The organism is Pseudomonas sp. AC239 (genome assembly GCF_979258545.1).
Map to the genome: position 1 here is coordinate 3185075 of NZ_OZ409864.1, position 15748 is coordinate 3200822.

Consider the following 15748-nt stretch of genomic DNA (forward strand, 5'->3'; position numbering starts at 1 on the left):
TTCGCCTGACGGCGACTTACTTTTTTACAAGCGCCAAAAAAAGTAAGCAAAAAACGCTAGCTCCTACGTTCGGCCCTCGCAGGCTCGGGTCCCTTCGCTCCGGGACTGATCCGGGCGCAGCGGCTACGGTTTGCTTCGCTGCACCTCCTTCCGCTGTGTCTGGCTGCGCCAGACGGTCGCTGCGCTCCCACGCCCGGATCAATCCCTCCACTCAGCCTTCCGACGTCGCCGGTGGATCAAGATCAAGAGCACTCGAGCTTGCGCTCATTGTTGAGTGGTGCGGCTTCGCCGCGGGCAGCTGCGCTGCTTGCTTTTCTGTGGGAGCGAGCCTGCTCGCGAAGGCGGTCTGACAGGCAATTCATTTCAAATCGCCAATTCGCGCTGTCTTCCTACAGTTTTTTCAGAATCCTCCGATCTTGAGGCGCTGGCCGTCGAATGCTGTACTCCGGGTTCTGTTTTCCGAGTCCTTGAGTCTGTCCGATGAAGAAACCACCGCCATTAGCCGGCAGAACGGATCCTGTTTTCGACCTGTTGGCCCGCTCGCCCCACAAGCAACGACTAGCGGATTATCTGGCGCTTCTCAAGCCGCTGGATGACCAGGGGCGCTATCTGCCATTCGAGGCGTTGCGCTATCGCTGGGCGGGAGGGTTGGACGCGAATCTTTGTTGGGCGTTGGTGAAAAAGGCGCGGGCGGCCCAGTACATTCATTTGTTGCCGTTGGGCGAGCCGGTGCAGTGGGGCAAATACGTGCCGACGCCGTTGGCGCAGAAAACCTTGTCTGTGGTGGATCGTTACGCCAGTACGGCCGCGCTGGATTACATGACCAGTCAGATCGGCGAGCGGGCGCATTTCTGTTGTCTGCTCAATGACTTGATCGAAGACGAGGCCATCGCCAGTAGCCAGTTGGAGGGTGCGGCGACCACGACTCGTGTTGCCAAGGACATGCTCAAGCATCAGCGCCAGCCGCGGACGCCGGATGAGCGCATGGTCATGGGTAATTATCGAATGATGAATTTCGCTTGGGAAAAGCGTTATGAACCTCTGAGCATTGAGCTGATTGCAGAGATCCATCGAGTGGGTGTGGAGGGGATCGATGACGAGCAGTATTCCCCCGGATTGTTCCGGACCAATGATGAGGTGGTTGTTCAGGATGGTTCAGGCAACACCGTGCACCGACCACCTCCTGCTGCAGGATTGGTTGCGCGGTTGGCGAGGCTGTCCGCCTGGCTCAACCGGCCCGCTGCCTCGATTCTGGACAAAAATTATCTGCATCCACTGATCAAGGCCGTGACGCTGCATTTCGCCATGGGTTATGAACATCCATTTCGCGACGGTAACGGGCGGGTCGCGAGAGCCTTGTTTTACTGGTTCATGTTCAAACATGAGTTCGCGGCGTTTCGCTACATTGCGATCAGTCTGCTGCTGCGCAATGCACCGGTGAAATACGGACGCTCCTACCTACACACCGAGGCGGATGAGCTGGATCTGACTTATTTCATCGAGTTTCAATGCGCGGTAATTTTGCGAGCCGTGGTCGGTTTTACAACTGTGTACCGCAAGAGTCTGGCTGATACTCAGGACTTTGAGCGCTGGCTGACGAGCTCTGGCGTAATTGCCCAACTGACGGAACGGCAGCGCGCGTTGTATCAAGTGGCTAAAAGCGGGGAGGCGAAGGAGTTTACGGCGAGCAATGTCGCGGAAAATTTTTCCTGCTCGGGTAGCGAGGCGGCGTCGATTCTAGAAGGGCTGGAGCAGTTGCAGATATTCGTCAAAAGAACGTTGGGCAGGGAGACGGTGTTCTTTTTGCGGGGGCTTTTAGGAGGAGAAGAACATCGGGGCGAATTAATTCGCCCCGGTGTGATGACGTCCTAAAGCGTACCAAACACCTTCTTCGCCAGACTCGTCGCAGCAGCGGCCGGGTTCTGACGTATCGTCTCTTCCTGTTTGCCGATCATCTCGAACAAACCATTGAGTGCCTGTTCAGTAACGTAGCTCTCAACGTTCGCGCTCTTCGCATCGACTACGCCGAAGGCCGCAGCTTGACCTGCAAAAGCGTTGTATTTCTGCGCGACGCCGACCTTGTCGGTGGCTTGTTTGACGATGGGCAGGAATTTCGCGCGGATCTGTTCGCGGCTGGATTTGTTCAGGTACTGGGTAGCGGAATCGTTGCCGCCGCTGAGGATGCCTTTGGCGTCGGCGACGCTCATTTTCTTCACTGCATCGACGAGGATTGGCTGGGCCTGGGTCACGGCGGATTCGGCGGCTTTGTTCATCGCGGTTTCCAGTTCTTCGACCTGGGCGCCCATGCCGAAGGCTTTCATCTTGCTCGCGGCTTTGCCGAGTTTGCCCGGCAGTTCGATTTTCACTTCGGGGTTATTGCTGAAGCCGCCCGGGGTGCCGAGTTGCTTCACGGCGATCTGTGCGCCTTGGGTCAGGGCGTCCTTTAGGCCGCCGGTGGCGTCTTGCTGGGACAGGTCGTTGAGCGACAGTGCCAAGGCGTTGGCGGAGATCAGCAGGCCGGCGCAGGCGGCGGCGAAGCGAAGGGTAGGGCGGCGCATGGCGGCTTCCTTGTGGCGAAAGTGGATTAACGAACGGCGTCGACGCGGATTTTCAGCGGCTGCGTGTCGTTGCCGTCGAGTTGCACGGCGTGGTTTTCGGTGGTGATGAACATCAGCTCGCCGTTGACTTCAATGCGTGCGCTGATCGAGTAGCGGTGGCCGGATTTGACCTGCGCCGGATCGTAGCTCAAATGAAACGGCAGCGGCACCTGTCCTTTGATTGGGCCTTTCTGTTGGTCGAGGACGACGGCTGGCGCATCGGCCAGCGACACATCCTGCAGGCTCACGCTCAAAGTCGCGCTCGGGGGCAGGGCGATGCGTTGCAGGTAGAAGACTTCGCCGTCGAGGCTGGCCTTGCCGGCAGGGGTGGTTGATTGGCAGGCGCTGAGGAGGGTGGCGGCGGCGAGGGTCAGCAGTTTTTTCATGGGTGAATCTCCTTTCAATGTGGGAGCGAGCCTGCTCGCGAAAGCGCTGGGTCAGTCAAACTAAATCTCGACTGACATTCCGTCTTCGCGAGCAGGCTCGCTCCCACAGGGGTAAGACATCAAGCCTCAGGCTGTGGCATGACCTGATCCGCCGCATCTTCACTGCGGTGCAGCGCGACCTGGCGGATCGACAGGCGAATCTCCGCCGGCAGGACGCGTTTGGCCGCGCCTTCGGCCAGCTCGCCGAGCAGTTCGTGGTAGCTGAGCTTGCCGGCTTCGTCGCGGCGCAGGACGTCGAGGTCGAGCAGGGTCTGGATGAAGTGGCGGAACAGGCTCTTGTCAAAGAACTCTGGAGCGTTCAAACCGTGGAGGATCGACAGGCGCTGGGCCATGACCGTGCACAGGTCTTCCAGCTCTTCGGCGCTGATGCTGTTCTGGCCGCTGTTGAGCAGCAGGGACACGGTCATATAGAACCGCTGCAAGGTCTGCGCGATGCTTTTCGACAGCAACGTCAGCAGCACGAAATGCCGCGAACTCGGCGCCGGACGCAGATACAGATCTTTCTCGAACCGCAACAAACCCTGCTCGACGAACGCTTCCAGCCACTGATCGATCACTGCGTCGAGCTCATCCAGGCTCCAGCGGATGAACAGCTCCGATTGCAGGTACGGATACAGCGCGCGGGTATAGCGCAGGATCTGCTCGCGGCTCATGCGCGAGGTGCTCTGGAAGAAACTCGCGAGCAACGAGGGCAGGGCGAAAATGTGCAGGACGTTGTTGCGGTAGTAAGTCATCAGGACGGCGTTCTGCTCGTCCAGATACAGAATCTTGCCCAGCGCATCGTTCTGCTCGGCGAGCAGATCCATGTCCTTTACATGCTCGATCAGCGCACGGCCATCGCCTTCCGGCAAGGTCGTGTGCGGCGAATACGGGACTTTGCGCAGCAATGCCAGATACAGATCCAGCACCCGCGCCATGGCCCGATCGTCCAGGGCCAGACGCGTGGTCGACAGCAGGGCCAGCGCCACCAGATTCACTGGATTGATTGCCGCCGCTTCGTTCAGATGCCGGGCGACTTTTTCGCCGAGGCGGTTGGTGGTTTCGTTGAGCCACGCCGGTTTGAACTGCGGGCCGAGCTCCTGCTGGCGCCAGTCCGGTTGCTCGGCGTCGAGGAATTCCGCGAGTTTGATCGGCTCGCCGAAGTTCACCGCGACCTGACCGAAACGCTGCTTGAGCGCGCCGATCACTTTGAAAATGTCGAAAATCGACTCTTTTTTCTTGCTCGCCCCACGCAGTTCGCCGAGGTAGGTGCGGCCTTCGAGCACGCGCTCGTAACCGATGTACACCGGCACGAACACGACCGGCATCCGCGACGAACGCAGGAAACTGCGCAGGGTGATCGCGAGCATCCCGGTCTTCGGTTGCAGCATGCGCCCGGTGCGCGAGCGCCCGCCCTCGACGAAATATTCGACCGGGAAACCTTTGGTGAACAGGGTGTGCAGGTATTCGTTGAACACCGAGGTGTACAGCGGATTGCCCTTGAAGGTGCGGCGCATGAAGAACGCCCCGCCACGCCGCAGCAGGCTGCCGATTACCGGCATGTTGAGGTTGATCCCGGCGGCGATGTGCGGCGGGGTCAGGCCATTGCGGAACAGCAGATAGGAAAGCAGCAGGTAGTCGATGTGGCTGCGATGGCACGGTACGTAGATCACTTCGTGACCCTGCGCGACATTCTGCACGCCCTCGATGTGGTTGACCTTGATGCCGTCGTAGATCTTGTTCCAGAACCAGCTCAGCACCACTTCGAGAAAACGGATCGCGGTGTAGGTGTAGTCCGAGGCGATCTCGTTGCCATAGCGCAGGGCCTGGGCCTTGGCTTTTTCCGGGGAGATTTTTTCGCGCTCGGCCTCGTCAAGGATCGCCTGTTTGACCAGTGGCTGGTTGAGCAGGCCTTTGACCAGATTGCGCCGGTGAGAAATGTCCGGACCGATCACCGCAGCTTTCAGGTTGCGGAAGTGCACGCGCAGGATGCGCTGGGCCATGCGCACGGTGCGCTCGTGGCCCTTGTTGTGATCGATCAGTTCGCGCAGGTGGATGGGGGCGGAAAACTGCACGCGGGTTTTACGCCCGAGGACGATGATGCTCAGCAGTCGGCGCAGACGACCGGTGACCGCCCAGCTGTCAGCGAACAACAGTTTCCACGGGCTGTTTTCGCTGTCTGGCGACTGGCCCCAGAACACGCTGACCGGAATGATTTGCGCGTCTTCGGCAGCGTTCTGCGTCAGCGCGCTGACCAGACGGGTGAGGGTCGGCGGCGCGCCGCGTTTGTCTTGGCGACCGAGCCAGTCCGGGTCCGGCGTCAGGTAGAAAAACGCCGCCGGCTCTATAAGCGAACCCACCGACACCGCCAGCACCGGGCGCGGCAGGCCGGCCTTGGTGCATTCGGTGTCGACCACCGCCAGATCGGTCAGCGATGGGTTTTGCAGGACGTAGAACACCGGACGACTGCGGTCGAGGTTAAGAGTGAACGACGACTGATTGATGGTCTCGGAGCGAACCCAGAGATACAACAGGCGGCGCAGGGTGCCAAACACAAGACGGCGGAACGGGGAACGGGTCATACGGCTTCTGCGTGAGTGAATAAAACCGAGCAGGCGCTCGGGCGGTCGATAGTGTGACGGATTCGCTGAAAATCGGCAAAAAAGCGCCGAAGTAATCTCCTGTTGAGAGTTTCTTCACCTGTCATATACTCGGCGCTCTGTTGCCGGTGCCCTGTTATGGACGTCGGACGCAGGCTGACGTTCCTCGAAGGCTTTCCTGCGAAAAGCCTGTTCAATAATAAAAAAGGATTATGAACCGATGGCAACACGCGAAACCGGCAACGTGAAGTGGTTCAACGACGCCAAAGGCTACGGCTTTATCCAGCGCGAAGACGGGGTGGACGTGTTCGTGCACTACCGCGCGATACGCGGCGAAGGGCACCGCTCGCTGACCGAAGGTCAACAGGTCGAGTACGCGGTGATTACCGGCGAGAAGGGATTGCAGGCTGAGGATGTTGTAGGCCTGTAACAGCAGCTTCAAGTTTCAAGCTGCAAGCCACAAGCTATAAGCAGTTGCGCTTGAGGCTTGCAGCTTGCAGCTCGTAACTTGCAGCTGCTTTTAAGCCGTTTTCCAGGTGATTTCTTCTTCTCCGTCTTCGCTGATGCGAATCCAGCGATCAGCCGTTTCTTCACCTTCTTCTTCGACCCACGTCCCCGGTGCACAACGCACTTCGACGTTCAGCGCGGCGAAGGCTGCACGGGCGCAGGCGATGTCGTCGTCCCATGGGGTCTGGTCGCTTTCCAGGTACAGGCTGTTCCACTTGCCCACGGCTTTCGGCAGCCAGGTCACCGGCACGTTGCCGGCCTTGCATTTGTACGTCTGACCTTTCTGCACCCAGTCGCTGCACGGGCCCAGCGCTTGGCTGAGCCAGGCGGCGATGGCCTTGTGGTCGACGTCGGCGTCTTTCAGGTAAATCTCGATGTCCGGTTGGCGCATGGATGTCCTCACTGCGGGTCTGAAAAATCCATTCGCGGATTTAGCCGGCCCCGGGCCTGTGCCCGAGACCAAAAGTTATTGAAGAACGAAATAATCGTAGCGCATCGACACGGTGGTCTCGAACGGCTCGGCCTGTTCGATCACTGCCGCACGACGCTCGGCACTGGCACGCCAGCCGTGAGGCGTCATCGCCAACAGGTTGGCGCGGTCCTCGGGCTTGTCCAGAGTCAGCTTGAATTCCAGGGTTTCGCTGTGCGCCAAGGCCATGCCTGCCGGCACCAGAGCCAGGTGCTTGTCGTCGGTGTACTCGCGCACTTCGTCGTACAGGCGTTCGCGCAATTCCATCAGATGGCCACGGGTCGGGCCGACTTTCATCAGCCCGCCGCCGACGCTAAGCAGACGCTTGGCTTCCTCCCAGTCCAGCGGACTGAAGACGCTGGCGAGAAACTGGCAACTGCCTGACGCCAATGGCACGCGGGCCATGCTGGCGATCAACCAGGTGATCGCCGGATTGCGTTTGCAGGCGCGCTTGACCGCTTCGCGGGAGATATCCAGCGCATAGCCGTCAGCGGTCGGCAAAGCCTCGGCGATTTGCGCGGTGTAGTAGCCCTCGCCACAACCGATGTCGACCCAGCGCTCTGGCGCATAGCTCGCCGCCAGTTCAGCCAGACGCTTGGCCACTGGCGCGTAATGCCCGGCGTTGAGGAAATCACGCCGCGCCTCGACCATCGCTTGATTGTCGCCCGGGTCGCGGCTGTTCTTGTGCTGCACCGGCAACAGGTTCAAATAACCCTGACGCGCACGGTCAAACCGATGCCCGGCGGGGCAGACCACGCCGTTGTCCACCGCATTGAGCGGCTCACTGCAGATCGGGCAAGCAAGCATCAGGCGAGCAACTTGATCATTGTCTGGTAGTAGATCTCGGTCAGTACGTCGAGATCCGCCGCCAGCACGCGCTCATTGACCTGGTGGATGGTCGCGTTGACCGGGCCCAGTTCAACCACCTGCGTGCCCATGGTCGCGATGAAACGGCCATCGGAGGTGCCGCCGCTGGTCGACGCCTTGGTCTCGCGACCGGTGATGTCCTTGATGCTCGACGATACCGCGTCGAGCAGCGCGCCCGGTTCGGTGAGGAACGGCAGGCCGGACAGTGCCCAGTCGATGTGCCAGTCCAGATCGTGCTTGTCGAGAATATCGGCCACACGCTTCTGCAGGCCTTCGACGGTCGATTCGGTGGAGAAGCGGAAGTTGAACACCGCCACCAGATCACCGGGGATCACGTTGGTCGCACCGGTGCCGGAATTGAGGTTAGAGATCTGGAAACTGGTCGGCGGGAAGAAGTCGTTGCCGTGGTCCCAGTGCTCGGCGGCAAGTTCGGCCAGCGCCGGAGCGGCGAGGTGGATCGGGTTCTTCGCCAGATGCGGGTAGGCCACGTGGCCCTGCACACCTTTGACCGTGAGCTTGGCACCGAGGGAGCCGCGACGGCCGTTTTTCACCACATCGCCGACCAGCGTGGTACTCGACGGTTCGCCAACGATGCACCAGTCCAGACGCTCGTTGCGCGCGACCAGACGCTCGACCACAGCCTTGGTGCCGTGATGCGCCGGGCCTTCTTCGTCGCTGGTGATCAGGAAAGCGACCTTGCCTTTATGGTTCGGGTAATCGGCAACAAAGCGTTCAGCGGCGACGGTCATCGATGCCAGGCTGCCTTTCATGTCCGCCGCGCCACGGCCGCAGAGCATGCCGTGTTCGTCGATCATGGCGTTGAACGGATCGATCTGCCATGCGGTCACCGGACCGGTCGGCACCACGTCGGTGTGGCCGGCGAAGCACAGCACCGGGCCGTCGTTGTTGCCATGAGTGGCCCAGAAGTTATCCACATCTTCGATGCGCATCGGCTCCAGGGTAAAACCGGCATCGCCCAGGCGCTGCATCATCTGCTTCTGGCAGTCAGCGTCGACCGGGGTCACGGAAGGACGGCGGATCAGGTCGATGGCCAGTTGAAGGGTCGGCGATAGGTCGGCGTGGGCCGTCATGGAAAACTCCGGATCATGAATTTGAGCGAGGGCCAATGTGGGAGCAAGCTTGCTCGCGAAAGCGGTGTATCAGGCAACATAAGGGTTGAATGTTACAAAGCCTTCGCGAGCAAGCTCGCTCCCACAGGGATAGGAGAGCGCCCGCAAAATGGCGGTTATCTTAAAGCAAAACGGCGACCATTGGCCGCCGTTTAGTGCTGCGTTGCGGATTTAGACGACCGGTGCCGGCTCAGCCTTGGCCGCAGGTTTGGGCAGCGACGACAGGAAGGCCATGATCAGCGCCGCCAGGTATGGCAACGACTGCACCAGCAACATGGTCACCCAGAAGCGCATGTCATTGCTCGGAATGCCCTGCACCAGGAAGATCCCCAGCGCCGCGCCCCACAGCAACAGCATGATGAACAGCTCTTCGCGAGCCTCGCTGATCGCCACCCAGAAACCGTGGTTGTCGGCGTTTTTCGGCGTGCGGAAAAACGGAATGCTGCTGGTGAAGAAACCGTACAGCACCGCTTTGGCGATGGTGTGCGACAACGCCAGGCCGGCCAGTGCTGCGCAGAACGCATCCTTCAGATTCACACCGACGGCGCGACGGTAGAGGAAGATGATCTTGCCAACCTTGAACACGAACAGCGCCAGCGGCGGGATCGCGAAAATCAGCAACGGCGGATCGACCCGTTGCGGCACGATGATCATCGCCGCCGACCACAGTAACGCGCCGACGGTGAAGAAGATGTTCATGCCATCAGCGACCCACGGCAGCCAACCGGCGAGGAAGTGATAACGCTGGCCGCGGGTCAGCTCGGTATCCTTGCCGCGCAGCAGGCTGCGGGTGTGGCGCTTGATGATCTGGATCGCGCCATAGGCCCAGCGGAAACGCTGTTTCTTGAAGTCGATGAAGGTATCCGGCATCAGGCCCTTGCCGTAGCTGTCGTGGTAATACGCCGCCGACAGGCCTTTCTCGAACACGCGCAGACCCAGTTCGGCGTCTTCACAGATGCACCAGTCAGCCCAGCCCAACTCTTCCAGCACCGAGCGGCGGGTCATGGTCATGGTGCCGTGCTGAATGATCGCGTCACGGTCGTTGCGGGTGACCATGCCGATGTGGAAGAAGCCTTTGTATTCGGCGTAGCACAGCTTTTTGAAGGTGCTTTCGTTCTGATCGCGATAATCCTGCGGCGACTGCACCACGGCGATTTTCGGATCGGCGAAGTGCGGCACCATGTGCTTGAGCCAGTTCGGATGCACGCAGTAATCGGAGTCGATCACGGCAATGACTTCGGCATCCTTGGCGGTGTGCGGAATCAGGTAATTCAGCGCGCCGCCCTTGAAACCGGCCAGCGGCGAAACGTGGAAGAACTTGAAGCGCGGGCCGAGGGTTGCGCAGTAATCGCGCACCGGTTCCCACACCGCCGGGTCCTTGGTGTTGTTGTCGATGATCAGGACTTCGAAGTCGGGATAATCGAGTGCGGCAAGGGCGTCGAGGGTCTGTTTGACCATCTCTGGCGGCTCGTTGTAGCAGGGCACGTGGATCGACACTTTCGGTCGATAATCGGAATCGCCCAGCACTGGCAGGAATTCCCGACGGCGCTTGTGAATCCACACCGCTTCGGCCAGTTCATGGGCCTCGGTGAGCAGCACGATGAAGACCCCGAGCGCACCGAGCGCCAAGAGGAATCCGACCGTGAGGCTGAACCACGTGCTGTATTGCTGGCTGTAGTCGTAGCCGATGTACACCAGCACCGAACCGCAGAGGAACGCGATAAAGGTCAGAAACGTGCGACCGCGCTGGCGCAGCGCCGAGCCGTCGATCATCAGCAGGGTCAGCGACAGCAACGCCAGCACCACCGAGCCGATGGCCAGTACGCGCCATTGCGGAATCGCCACCACCGGGCCTTCGAAATTGAATTTCTGCTGGCGCGCGGCGTTGAACACGCCCCAGTAGGCGCCGACCGAACCTTCATCGCTGGCCTTCCACGGTTGGTCGAACGCTTCGATCACGAAGTAGTTGAAGCCTTGGCGATTGAGCTTGTTAACCAGCGTGCGCAGATAAATTGCCTGATCCGCCGGCGAGGCATCGGCGCCACCGCGCATGCGACCGTTGCTCGGCCAGCCGACCTCGGAGAGCAGCAGCGGTTTTTTCGGAAACAGTTTCTTCAGATCGCGGGCGCGGTCGAAGACGAACTGGCCAGCCTTGTCGACCGGAATGAATTCCCAGTAGGGCAGGACGTGGGCGGCGATCAGGTCAACGTGCTTGGCCAGTTGCGGATATTTCTCCCAGATGTGCCATTGCTCGGAGGTGGTCACCGGTACTTTGACCGCAGCGCGCACCCGATCCAGCAGAACGATCAAGGCCTCAGGGGTGATCTCTTCGCGAAACAGCGCTTCGTTGCCGACCACCACGCGCACGACGCTGCGCGAGGTGTTGGCCAGTTCGATGGCTCTGGTGATTTCCCGTTCGTTGCGTTCCTGATCCGGGCTGATCCAGATACCGAGGGTGACACGCAGGCCGAATTCCTCCGCCAGTTTCGGGATGTCTCCCAGCGAACCGTCGACCGAATAGATCCGGATGTTGTCGGTCAGCTTGCTCATGATTTCCAGGTCACGGCGCATTTCATCGTCAGACGGATACTGATCCTTCTGAGGGAATTGCCCCTGCTGGAATGGCGAATACGAGAAGCCGGAGATTTGCTGCGGCCAGTTCGGCGCCGTGACCGGGCGATTGACCAGCGCCCAGAAACCGGTGAACAAGGCAGCGATGGCCAGCACCACCACCAGGTTGAGTCCAAATTTACGCGATGACATAGCTGTTTCGGGTTCCAAAGGCTGTGGAACGAAGGATCGGTCGGATAGATGCCCGAGGGGCGCGCATCCTACACCGGCAGTTAACCAGTCGTACAACTGACGGGAAAATGCCTGACATTGGGCAGCCGTCTCTGACTTAAGTTCTTACACTTGTCGCTTGCAGCTTAAAACTTGTCCCTGCGTGGCCCTATAATGCGCGCCGGTTTTTGGGGTAATGGTCATGAGTACAGAAGATCCGCGGTTTGCAGGCATCGCCCGTTTGTATGGCATCGAGGGCCTGGAACGCCTGCGCGCCGCCCATGTGGCAATCGTCGGCGTCGGCGGCGTCGGTTCCTGGGCGGCGGAAGCCATGGCCCGTTGCGGGGTTGGCGAGATCTCGCTGTTCGACCTCGACGACGTCTGCGTCAGCAATGCCAACCGCCAGTTGCACGCCTTGGACAGCACTGTCGGCAAACCCAAGGTCGAGGTGATGGCCGAGCGTCTGCGCGGGATCAACCCTGATTGCACGGTGCACGCGGTGGCCGATTTCGTTACCCGCGACACCATGACCGAATACATCACGCCGAACATCGACTGCGTGATCGACTGCATCGATGCGGTGAACGCCAAAGCGGCGCTGATCGCCTGGTGCAAACGCCGCAAGATCCAGATCATTACCACCGGCGGCGCCGGCGGGCAGATTGATCCGACGCTGATTCAGGTTTGTGATCTGAACCGCACCTTTAACGACCCGCTGGCTTCGAAAGTGCGCTCAACCTTGCGCCGGGACTACGGCTTTTCCCGCACCGTGACCCGCCACTACAGCGTGCCGTGTGTGTTTTCCACGGAACAGCTGCGCTACCCCAAACCGGACGGCAGCATTTGCCTGCAGAAGAGTTTTGTCGGCGACGGCGTGAAGCTCGACTGCGCCGGCGGGTTTGGCGCGGTAATGATGGTCACGGCGACGTTTGGCATGGTCGCGGCGACCAAGGCTGTGGACAAGATTGTGGCGGGGGTGCGGCGCCCCGCTGACCGAGTAAAACCTCAGGCTTGATGTTGGGGCTGCTGGCCTCTTCGCGAGCAGGCTCGCTCCTACAGGGGAATTCATTTCAAATTGTAGGAGTGAGCCTGCTCGCGAAGGCGATTAGCGCGCCAACTCATTTATCCGCTGGAGCACCGCATTCAAGCCATTACTGCGCGAAGGCGACAGCTGCCGCGACAAGCCCAACTGATTGAACCACTCCGGCAAATCCACCTGCTGCAACTCCGCCGCCGACAACCCGTTGACCCGCAACAGCAACAACGCCACCAATCCGCGAATCATCCGCGCATCGCTGCTCGCCTTGAACTGCCAATGACCGTCGCGCAAATCACCGACCAGCCACACCTGGCTCTCACAACCATGCACCCGATTGGCCTCGCACTTTTCAGTGTCATCCAACGCCGGCAAGCGATCGCCAAACTGCATCAGCAGCCGCGCCCGCTGTTCCCAGCCAGCCGCGTTCTGAAAGATCTGCAGCGCCTCAGCCGCTTCCACCGGCAGGCTCATCGCAACATCTCCAGCGCCTGATCCAGCGCCTCGAAAAAGCGCTCCAGATCTTCCGAATCGTTATACAGCGCCAGCGACACGCGAATCGCGCCGGCCAGTTCGAAGCTCTTCATCAGCGGCATGGCGCAGTGATGCCCCGCACGCACGGCAATGCCTTGTTCGGTCAGCAAGTGCGCAAGATCGGCGTTGTGCACGCCTTCGACGACAAAACTGGCCAGCGCCAATTGCGGCTTGCCGAGCAGGCGAATGCCATTGCGTGCGGCGAGGCCGTGCAGCAGATAGTCGTGCAGTGCCGCTTCGTGGGCAGATACGGCGTCCTGATCCAGACCGGCCAAGTAGTCGAGGGTTGCTCCGAGGCCGATGACGCTGGCGATCGGCGGTGTGCCCGCCTCGAACCCCAAAGGCGCCGGCCGGAAGCGCGAATCCTGATAGTTGGCGTCGAGCACCATCTCGCCGCCGAACTGCCAATGCTGCAATCGCTCCAGCGCAGCGTTGCGCCCGAACAGCACGCCCAGACCATCCGGGCCGTAGAGCTTGTGGCTGGAAAACACATAGAAGTCGCAACCCAGCGCCTGCACATCATGCCGGCCGTGCACCACACCTTGCGCGCCATCGACTACCGTGAGCGCGTTCTGCGCCTTGGCCATGCCGAGCAAAGCGGTCAATGGCTGCCAGGCGCCAAGCACGTTGGACAACTGGCTGACCGCCAACAAACGTGTGCGCGGGCCGATCAGATGCACGGCAGCGGCGAGGTCGATCAGGCCGTCGGCATCCAGCGGCAGGATCACCAGTTTCAGCTGACGGCGTTGCGCCAGTTGCTGCCACGGCAGCAGGTTGGCGTGATGCTCCAGAGCGCTGATGACAATCTCATCGCCCGGCTGAAACAGAGGCTCCAGACCATAAGCCAGCATATTCAGCGCGCTGGTGGCACCATGCGTGAAGATGATTTGCCCGCTGTCACCGGCATTCAGCCATTGGCCAACCTTGCGCCGACTGTCTTCGAACGCTTGTGTCGCGTGGGCACCGGGCAGGTGTTGCGCACGATGTACATTGGCCGCGCCGTTGGCGTAGTAATGCGTCAGTGCGTCAAGTAGGGCTTGTGGTTTTTGCGTGGTGGCGGCGCTGTCCAGATAGGTCTGGTCTTGCCGTTGCAGAGCGGCGATGGCCGGGAAATCGGCGCGCCAGGGGGAGGGAATCATCATGAGTTCAGCCCTGTGAAATTGGGCGGGGTGTACGCCAAACCTTGTGGGAGCGAGCTTGCTCGCGAAGGCGTTCTTGAATACGCCAAAAGCTTCGCGAGCAGGCTCGCTCCCACAGGCCTACAGCGCTTAGTTGTGAGCGTGCAGCGCTTCGTTCAGTTCGATCGCCGATTTGTGGGTTTTGCACTCCACAGCACCGGTTTCCGAATTGCGACGGAACAGCAGGTCAGTCTGACCGGCCAATTCACGCGCCTTCACCACCTTGACCAGATTGTTGTTTTCGTCGAGCAGCGCAACCTTGGTGCCAGCGGTCACGTACAGGCCCGATTCCACAGTGTTGCGGTCGCCCAGCGGAATGCCGATACCGGCGTTGGCGCCGATCAGGCAGCCTTCGCCGACCTTGATCACGATGTTGCCGCCGCCCGACAGGGTGCCCATGGTCGAGCAACCGCCGCCCAGGTCCGAACCCTTGCCGACGAAGACGCCAGCGGAAACGCGGCCTTCGATCATGCCCGGGCCTTCGGTGCCGGCGTTGAAGTTGATGAAACCTTCATGCATGACGGTGGTGCCTTCGCCGACATAAGCGCCCAGACGCAGACGTGCCGCATCAGCGATACGCACGCCGGCCGGTACTACGTAGTCGGTCATTTTCGGGAACTTGTCCACCGAGAACACTTCCAGCAGCTCGCCGCGCAGGCGTGCTTCGAGTTGCATTTCCGCCAGTTCGCTCAGGTCGATCGCGCCCTGGCTGGTCCACGCCACGTTCGGCAGCAGCGGGAAGATACCGGCCAGGCTGACGCCGTGCGGCTTGACCAGACGGTGCGACAGCAGATGCAGCTTGAGGTAGGCCTCAGGCGTGGAGGTCAGTTGCGCGTCTTCGGCCAGCAAAGTGGCGACCAGCGGCTTGTGGCTTTCGGCCAGGCGGGTCAGGAGCTTGCCTTGCACGGCGTCGATGCCTTTCACGGCTTCTGCCAGTTGCGCAGCCTGGGCGGTGGTGAAGGTGATGGCCTGGTTGCCTTCGCTGTAACCGAGGATCGGTGCAACAGCCGCGACCAGTTCGGCCGAAGGATTGAGCAGTGGCTGTGCGTAGAAAACTTCCAGCCATGCGCCTTGACGGTTCTGGGTGCCGACACCAAAGGCGATGCTGAACAGGGAATTGGACATGTGAATACCTCTACAAAGAGTGACGGGCTGCTTACTTCAGAGCGGCCGCGTAGATGTCTGGCTTGAAGCCAATCAGGGTTCGGTCACCGAGATCGAGCACCGGGCGCTTGATCATCGAGGGTTGTGCGAGCATCAGTTCGATGGCTTTCGACTGGTCGAGATCGGCTTTGCGTTCGTCGTCGAGTTTGCGAAAGGTCGTGCCGGCGCGGTTCAACACGGTTTGCCAGCCGTGCTCGTCGCACCATTGGCTCAGGTGCTCACGGTCAATGCCGGCGGTCTTGTAATCGTGAAAGTCATAGCTGACAGCGTGTTCATCAAGCCAGGTGCGCGCCTTTTTCATGGTGTCGCAGGCTTTGATGCCGAAAAGGTGCAACGTTTTACTTGAAACGGCCAAGGAATCGCCCCCTTTACAGGTGCTGGGAAAAAATGGTGACGGATTATGCCATGACCGGACGGTTTCGTCGGCCACGGTTGTCGTAACGCTGTAAAACCTGTGGGA

General features: G+C 60.4%; 14 protein-coding genes. 3 read left to right on the plus strand and 11 right to left on the minus strand.

The window, feature by feature from the left end; all coding sequences use genetic code 11:
* The first annotated feature begins 480 nt into the window (after positions 1-480).
* A complete protein-coding gene (locus ACZ0AZ_RS14315; RefSeq protein ID WP_463537591.1) occupies positions 481-1872 on the plus strand; it encodes a Fic family protein in 1392 nt (463 codons plus the stop codon).
* On the opposite strand, the gene ACZ0AZ_RS14320 is transcribed toward ACZ0AZ_RS14315, so the two are convergent.
* The 3 genes from ACZ0AZ_RS14320 to plsB form a co-directional block, all read right to left on the minus strand.
* Positions 1869-2558: a DUF4197 domain-containing protein gene (locus ACZ0AZ_RS14320; protein WP_016771492.1), complete on the minus strand. Its 690-nt coding sequence runs from the start codon at positions 2556-2558 to the stop codon at positions 1869-1871. The two genes, ACZ0AZ_RS14315 and ACZ0AZ_RS14320, sit on opposite strands and share 4 nt — an antisense overlap.
* A 26-nt stretch (positions 2559-2584) precedes the next feature.
* The gene (locus ACZ0AZ_RS14325; RefSeq protein ID WP_310406726.1) at positions 2585-2983 is read right to left on the minus strand and encodes a YbaY family lipoprotein; all 399 of its coding nucleotides are present in this window, start codon (positions 2981-2983) and stop codon (positions 2585-2587) included.
* Positions 2984-3102: 119 nt separating this feature from the next.
* Positions 3103-5604, minus strand: coding sequence for a glycerol-3-phosphate 1-O-acyltransferase PlsB (gene plsB / locus ACZ0AZ_RS14330; RefSeq protein WP_463537592.1), 2502 nt, complete (start codon positions 5602-5604; stop codon positions 3103-3105).
* 238 nt (positions 5605-5842) lie between these two features.
* Between plsB and ACZ0AZ_RS14335 the strand changes: the two genes are divergently transcribed.
* Positions 5843-6052 carry a cold-shock protein gene (locus ACZ0AZ_RS14335; protein ID WP_007908870.1) on the plus strand — a complete coding sequence of 70 codons (210 nt, stop codon included), beginning with the start codon at positions 5843-5845 and terminating at the stop codon, positions 6050-6052.
* A 90-nt stretch (positions 6053-6142) separates the two neighbouring features.
* Here the strand turns inward: ACZ0AZ_RS14335 and ACZ0AZ_RS14340 are convergent, their stop codons facing one another.
* The 4 genes from ACZ0AZ_RS14340 to ACZ0AZ_RS14355 form a co-directional block, all read right to left on the minus strand.
* Positions 6143-6520, minus strand: coding sequence for a hypothetical protein (locus tag ACZ0AZ_RS14340; RefSeq protein WP_415763527.1), 378 nt, complete (start codon positions 6518-6520; stop codon positions 6143-6145).
* 75 nt (positions 6521-6595) lie between these two features.
* Positions 6596-7405 carry a putative RNA methyltransferase gene (locus tag ACZ0AZ_RS14345; protein WP_463537593.1) on the minus strand — a complete coding sequence of 270 codons (810 nt, stop codon included), beginning with the start codon at positions 7403-7405 and terminating at the stop codon, positions 6596-6598.
* Positions 7405-8556, minus strand: coding sequence for a succinyl-diaminopimelate desuccinylase (gene dapE, locus ACZ0AZ_RS14350; protein WP_463537594.1), 1152 nt, complete (start codon positions 8554-8556; stop codon positions 7405-7407). Before dapE ends, ACZ0AZ_RS14345 begins: the two co-directional genes overlap by 1 nt.
* A gap of 210 nt (positions 8557-8766) precedes the next feature.
* Complete coding sequence (locus tag ACZ0AZ_RS14355; protein WP_463537595.1) at positions 8767-11358, minus strand: glycosyltransferase; 2592 nt, start codon at positions 11356-11358, stop codon at positions 8767-8769.
* A gap of 214 nt (positions 11359-11572) precedes the next feature.
* On the opposite strand from ACZ0AZ_RS14355, the gene tcdA reads away from it, so the two are divergent.
* Positions 11573-12391: a tRNA cyclic N6-threonylcarbamoyladenosine(37) synthase TcdA gene (tcdA, locus tag ACZ0AZ_RS14360; protein ID WP_463537596.1), complete on the plus strand. Its 819-nt coding sequence runs from the start codon at positions 11573-11575 to the stop codon at positions 12389-12391.
* A gap of 90 nt (positions 12392-12481) precedes the next feature.
* On the opposite strand, the gene ACZ0AZ_RS14365 is transcribed toward tcdA, so the two are convergent.
* From ACZ0AZ_RS14365 to ACZ0AZ_RS14380, 4 genes are all read right to left on the minus strand, one after another.
* Positions 12482-12886: a SufE family protein gene (locus ACZ0AZ_RS14365; protein ID WP_463537597.1), complete on the minus strand. Its 405-nt coding sequence runs from the start codon at positions 12884-12886 to the stop codon at positions 12482-12484.
* The gene (locus tag ACZ0AZ_RS14370) at positions 12883-14088 is read right to left on the minus strand and encodes an aminotransferase class V-fold PLP-dependent enzyme (protein ID WP_463570815.1); all 1206 of its coding nucleotides are present in this window, start codon (positions 14086-14088) and stop codon (positions 12883-12885) included. The genes ACZ0AZ_RS14365 and ACZ0AZ_RS14370 overlap by 4 nt, the downstream gene beginning before the upstream one ends.
* Positions 14089-14214: 126 nt before the next feature.
* A complete protein-coding gene (gene dapD / locus ACZ0AZ_RS14375) occupies positions 14215-15249 on the minus strand; it encodes a 2,3,4,5-tetrahydropyridine-2,6-dicarboxylate N-succinyltransferase (protein ID WP_039762452.1) in 1035 nt (344 codons plus the stop codon).
* Positions 15250-15280: 31 nt separating this feature from the next.
* Positions 15281-15643, minus strand: a complete 363-nt coding sequence (locus ACZ0AZ_RS14380) for an ArsC family reductase (RefSeq protein WP_130911686.1) — start codon at positions 15641-15643, stop codon at positions 15281-15283.
* Positions 15644-15748: the final 105 nt, after the last annotated feature.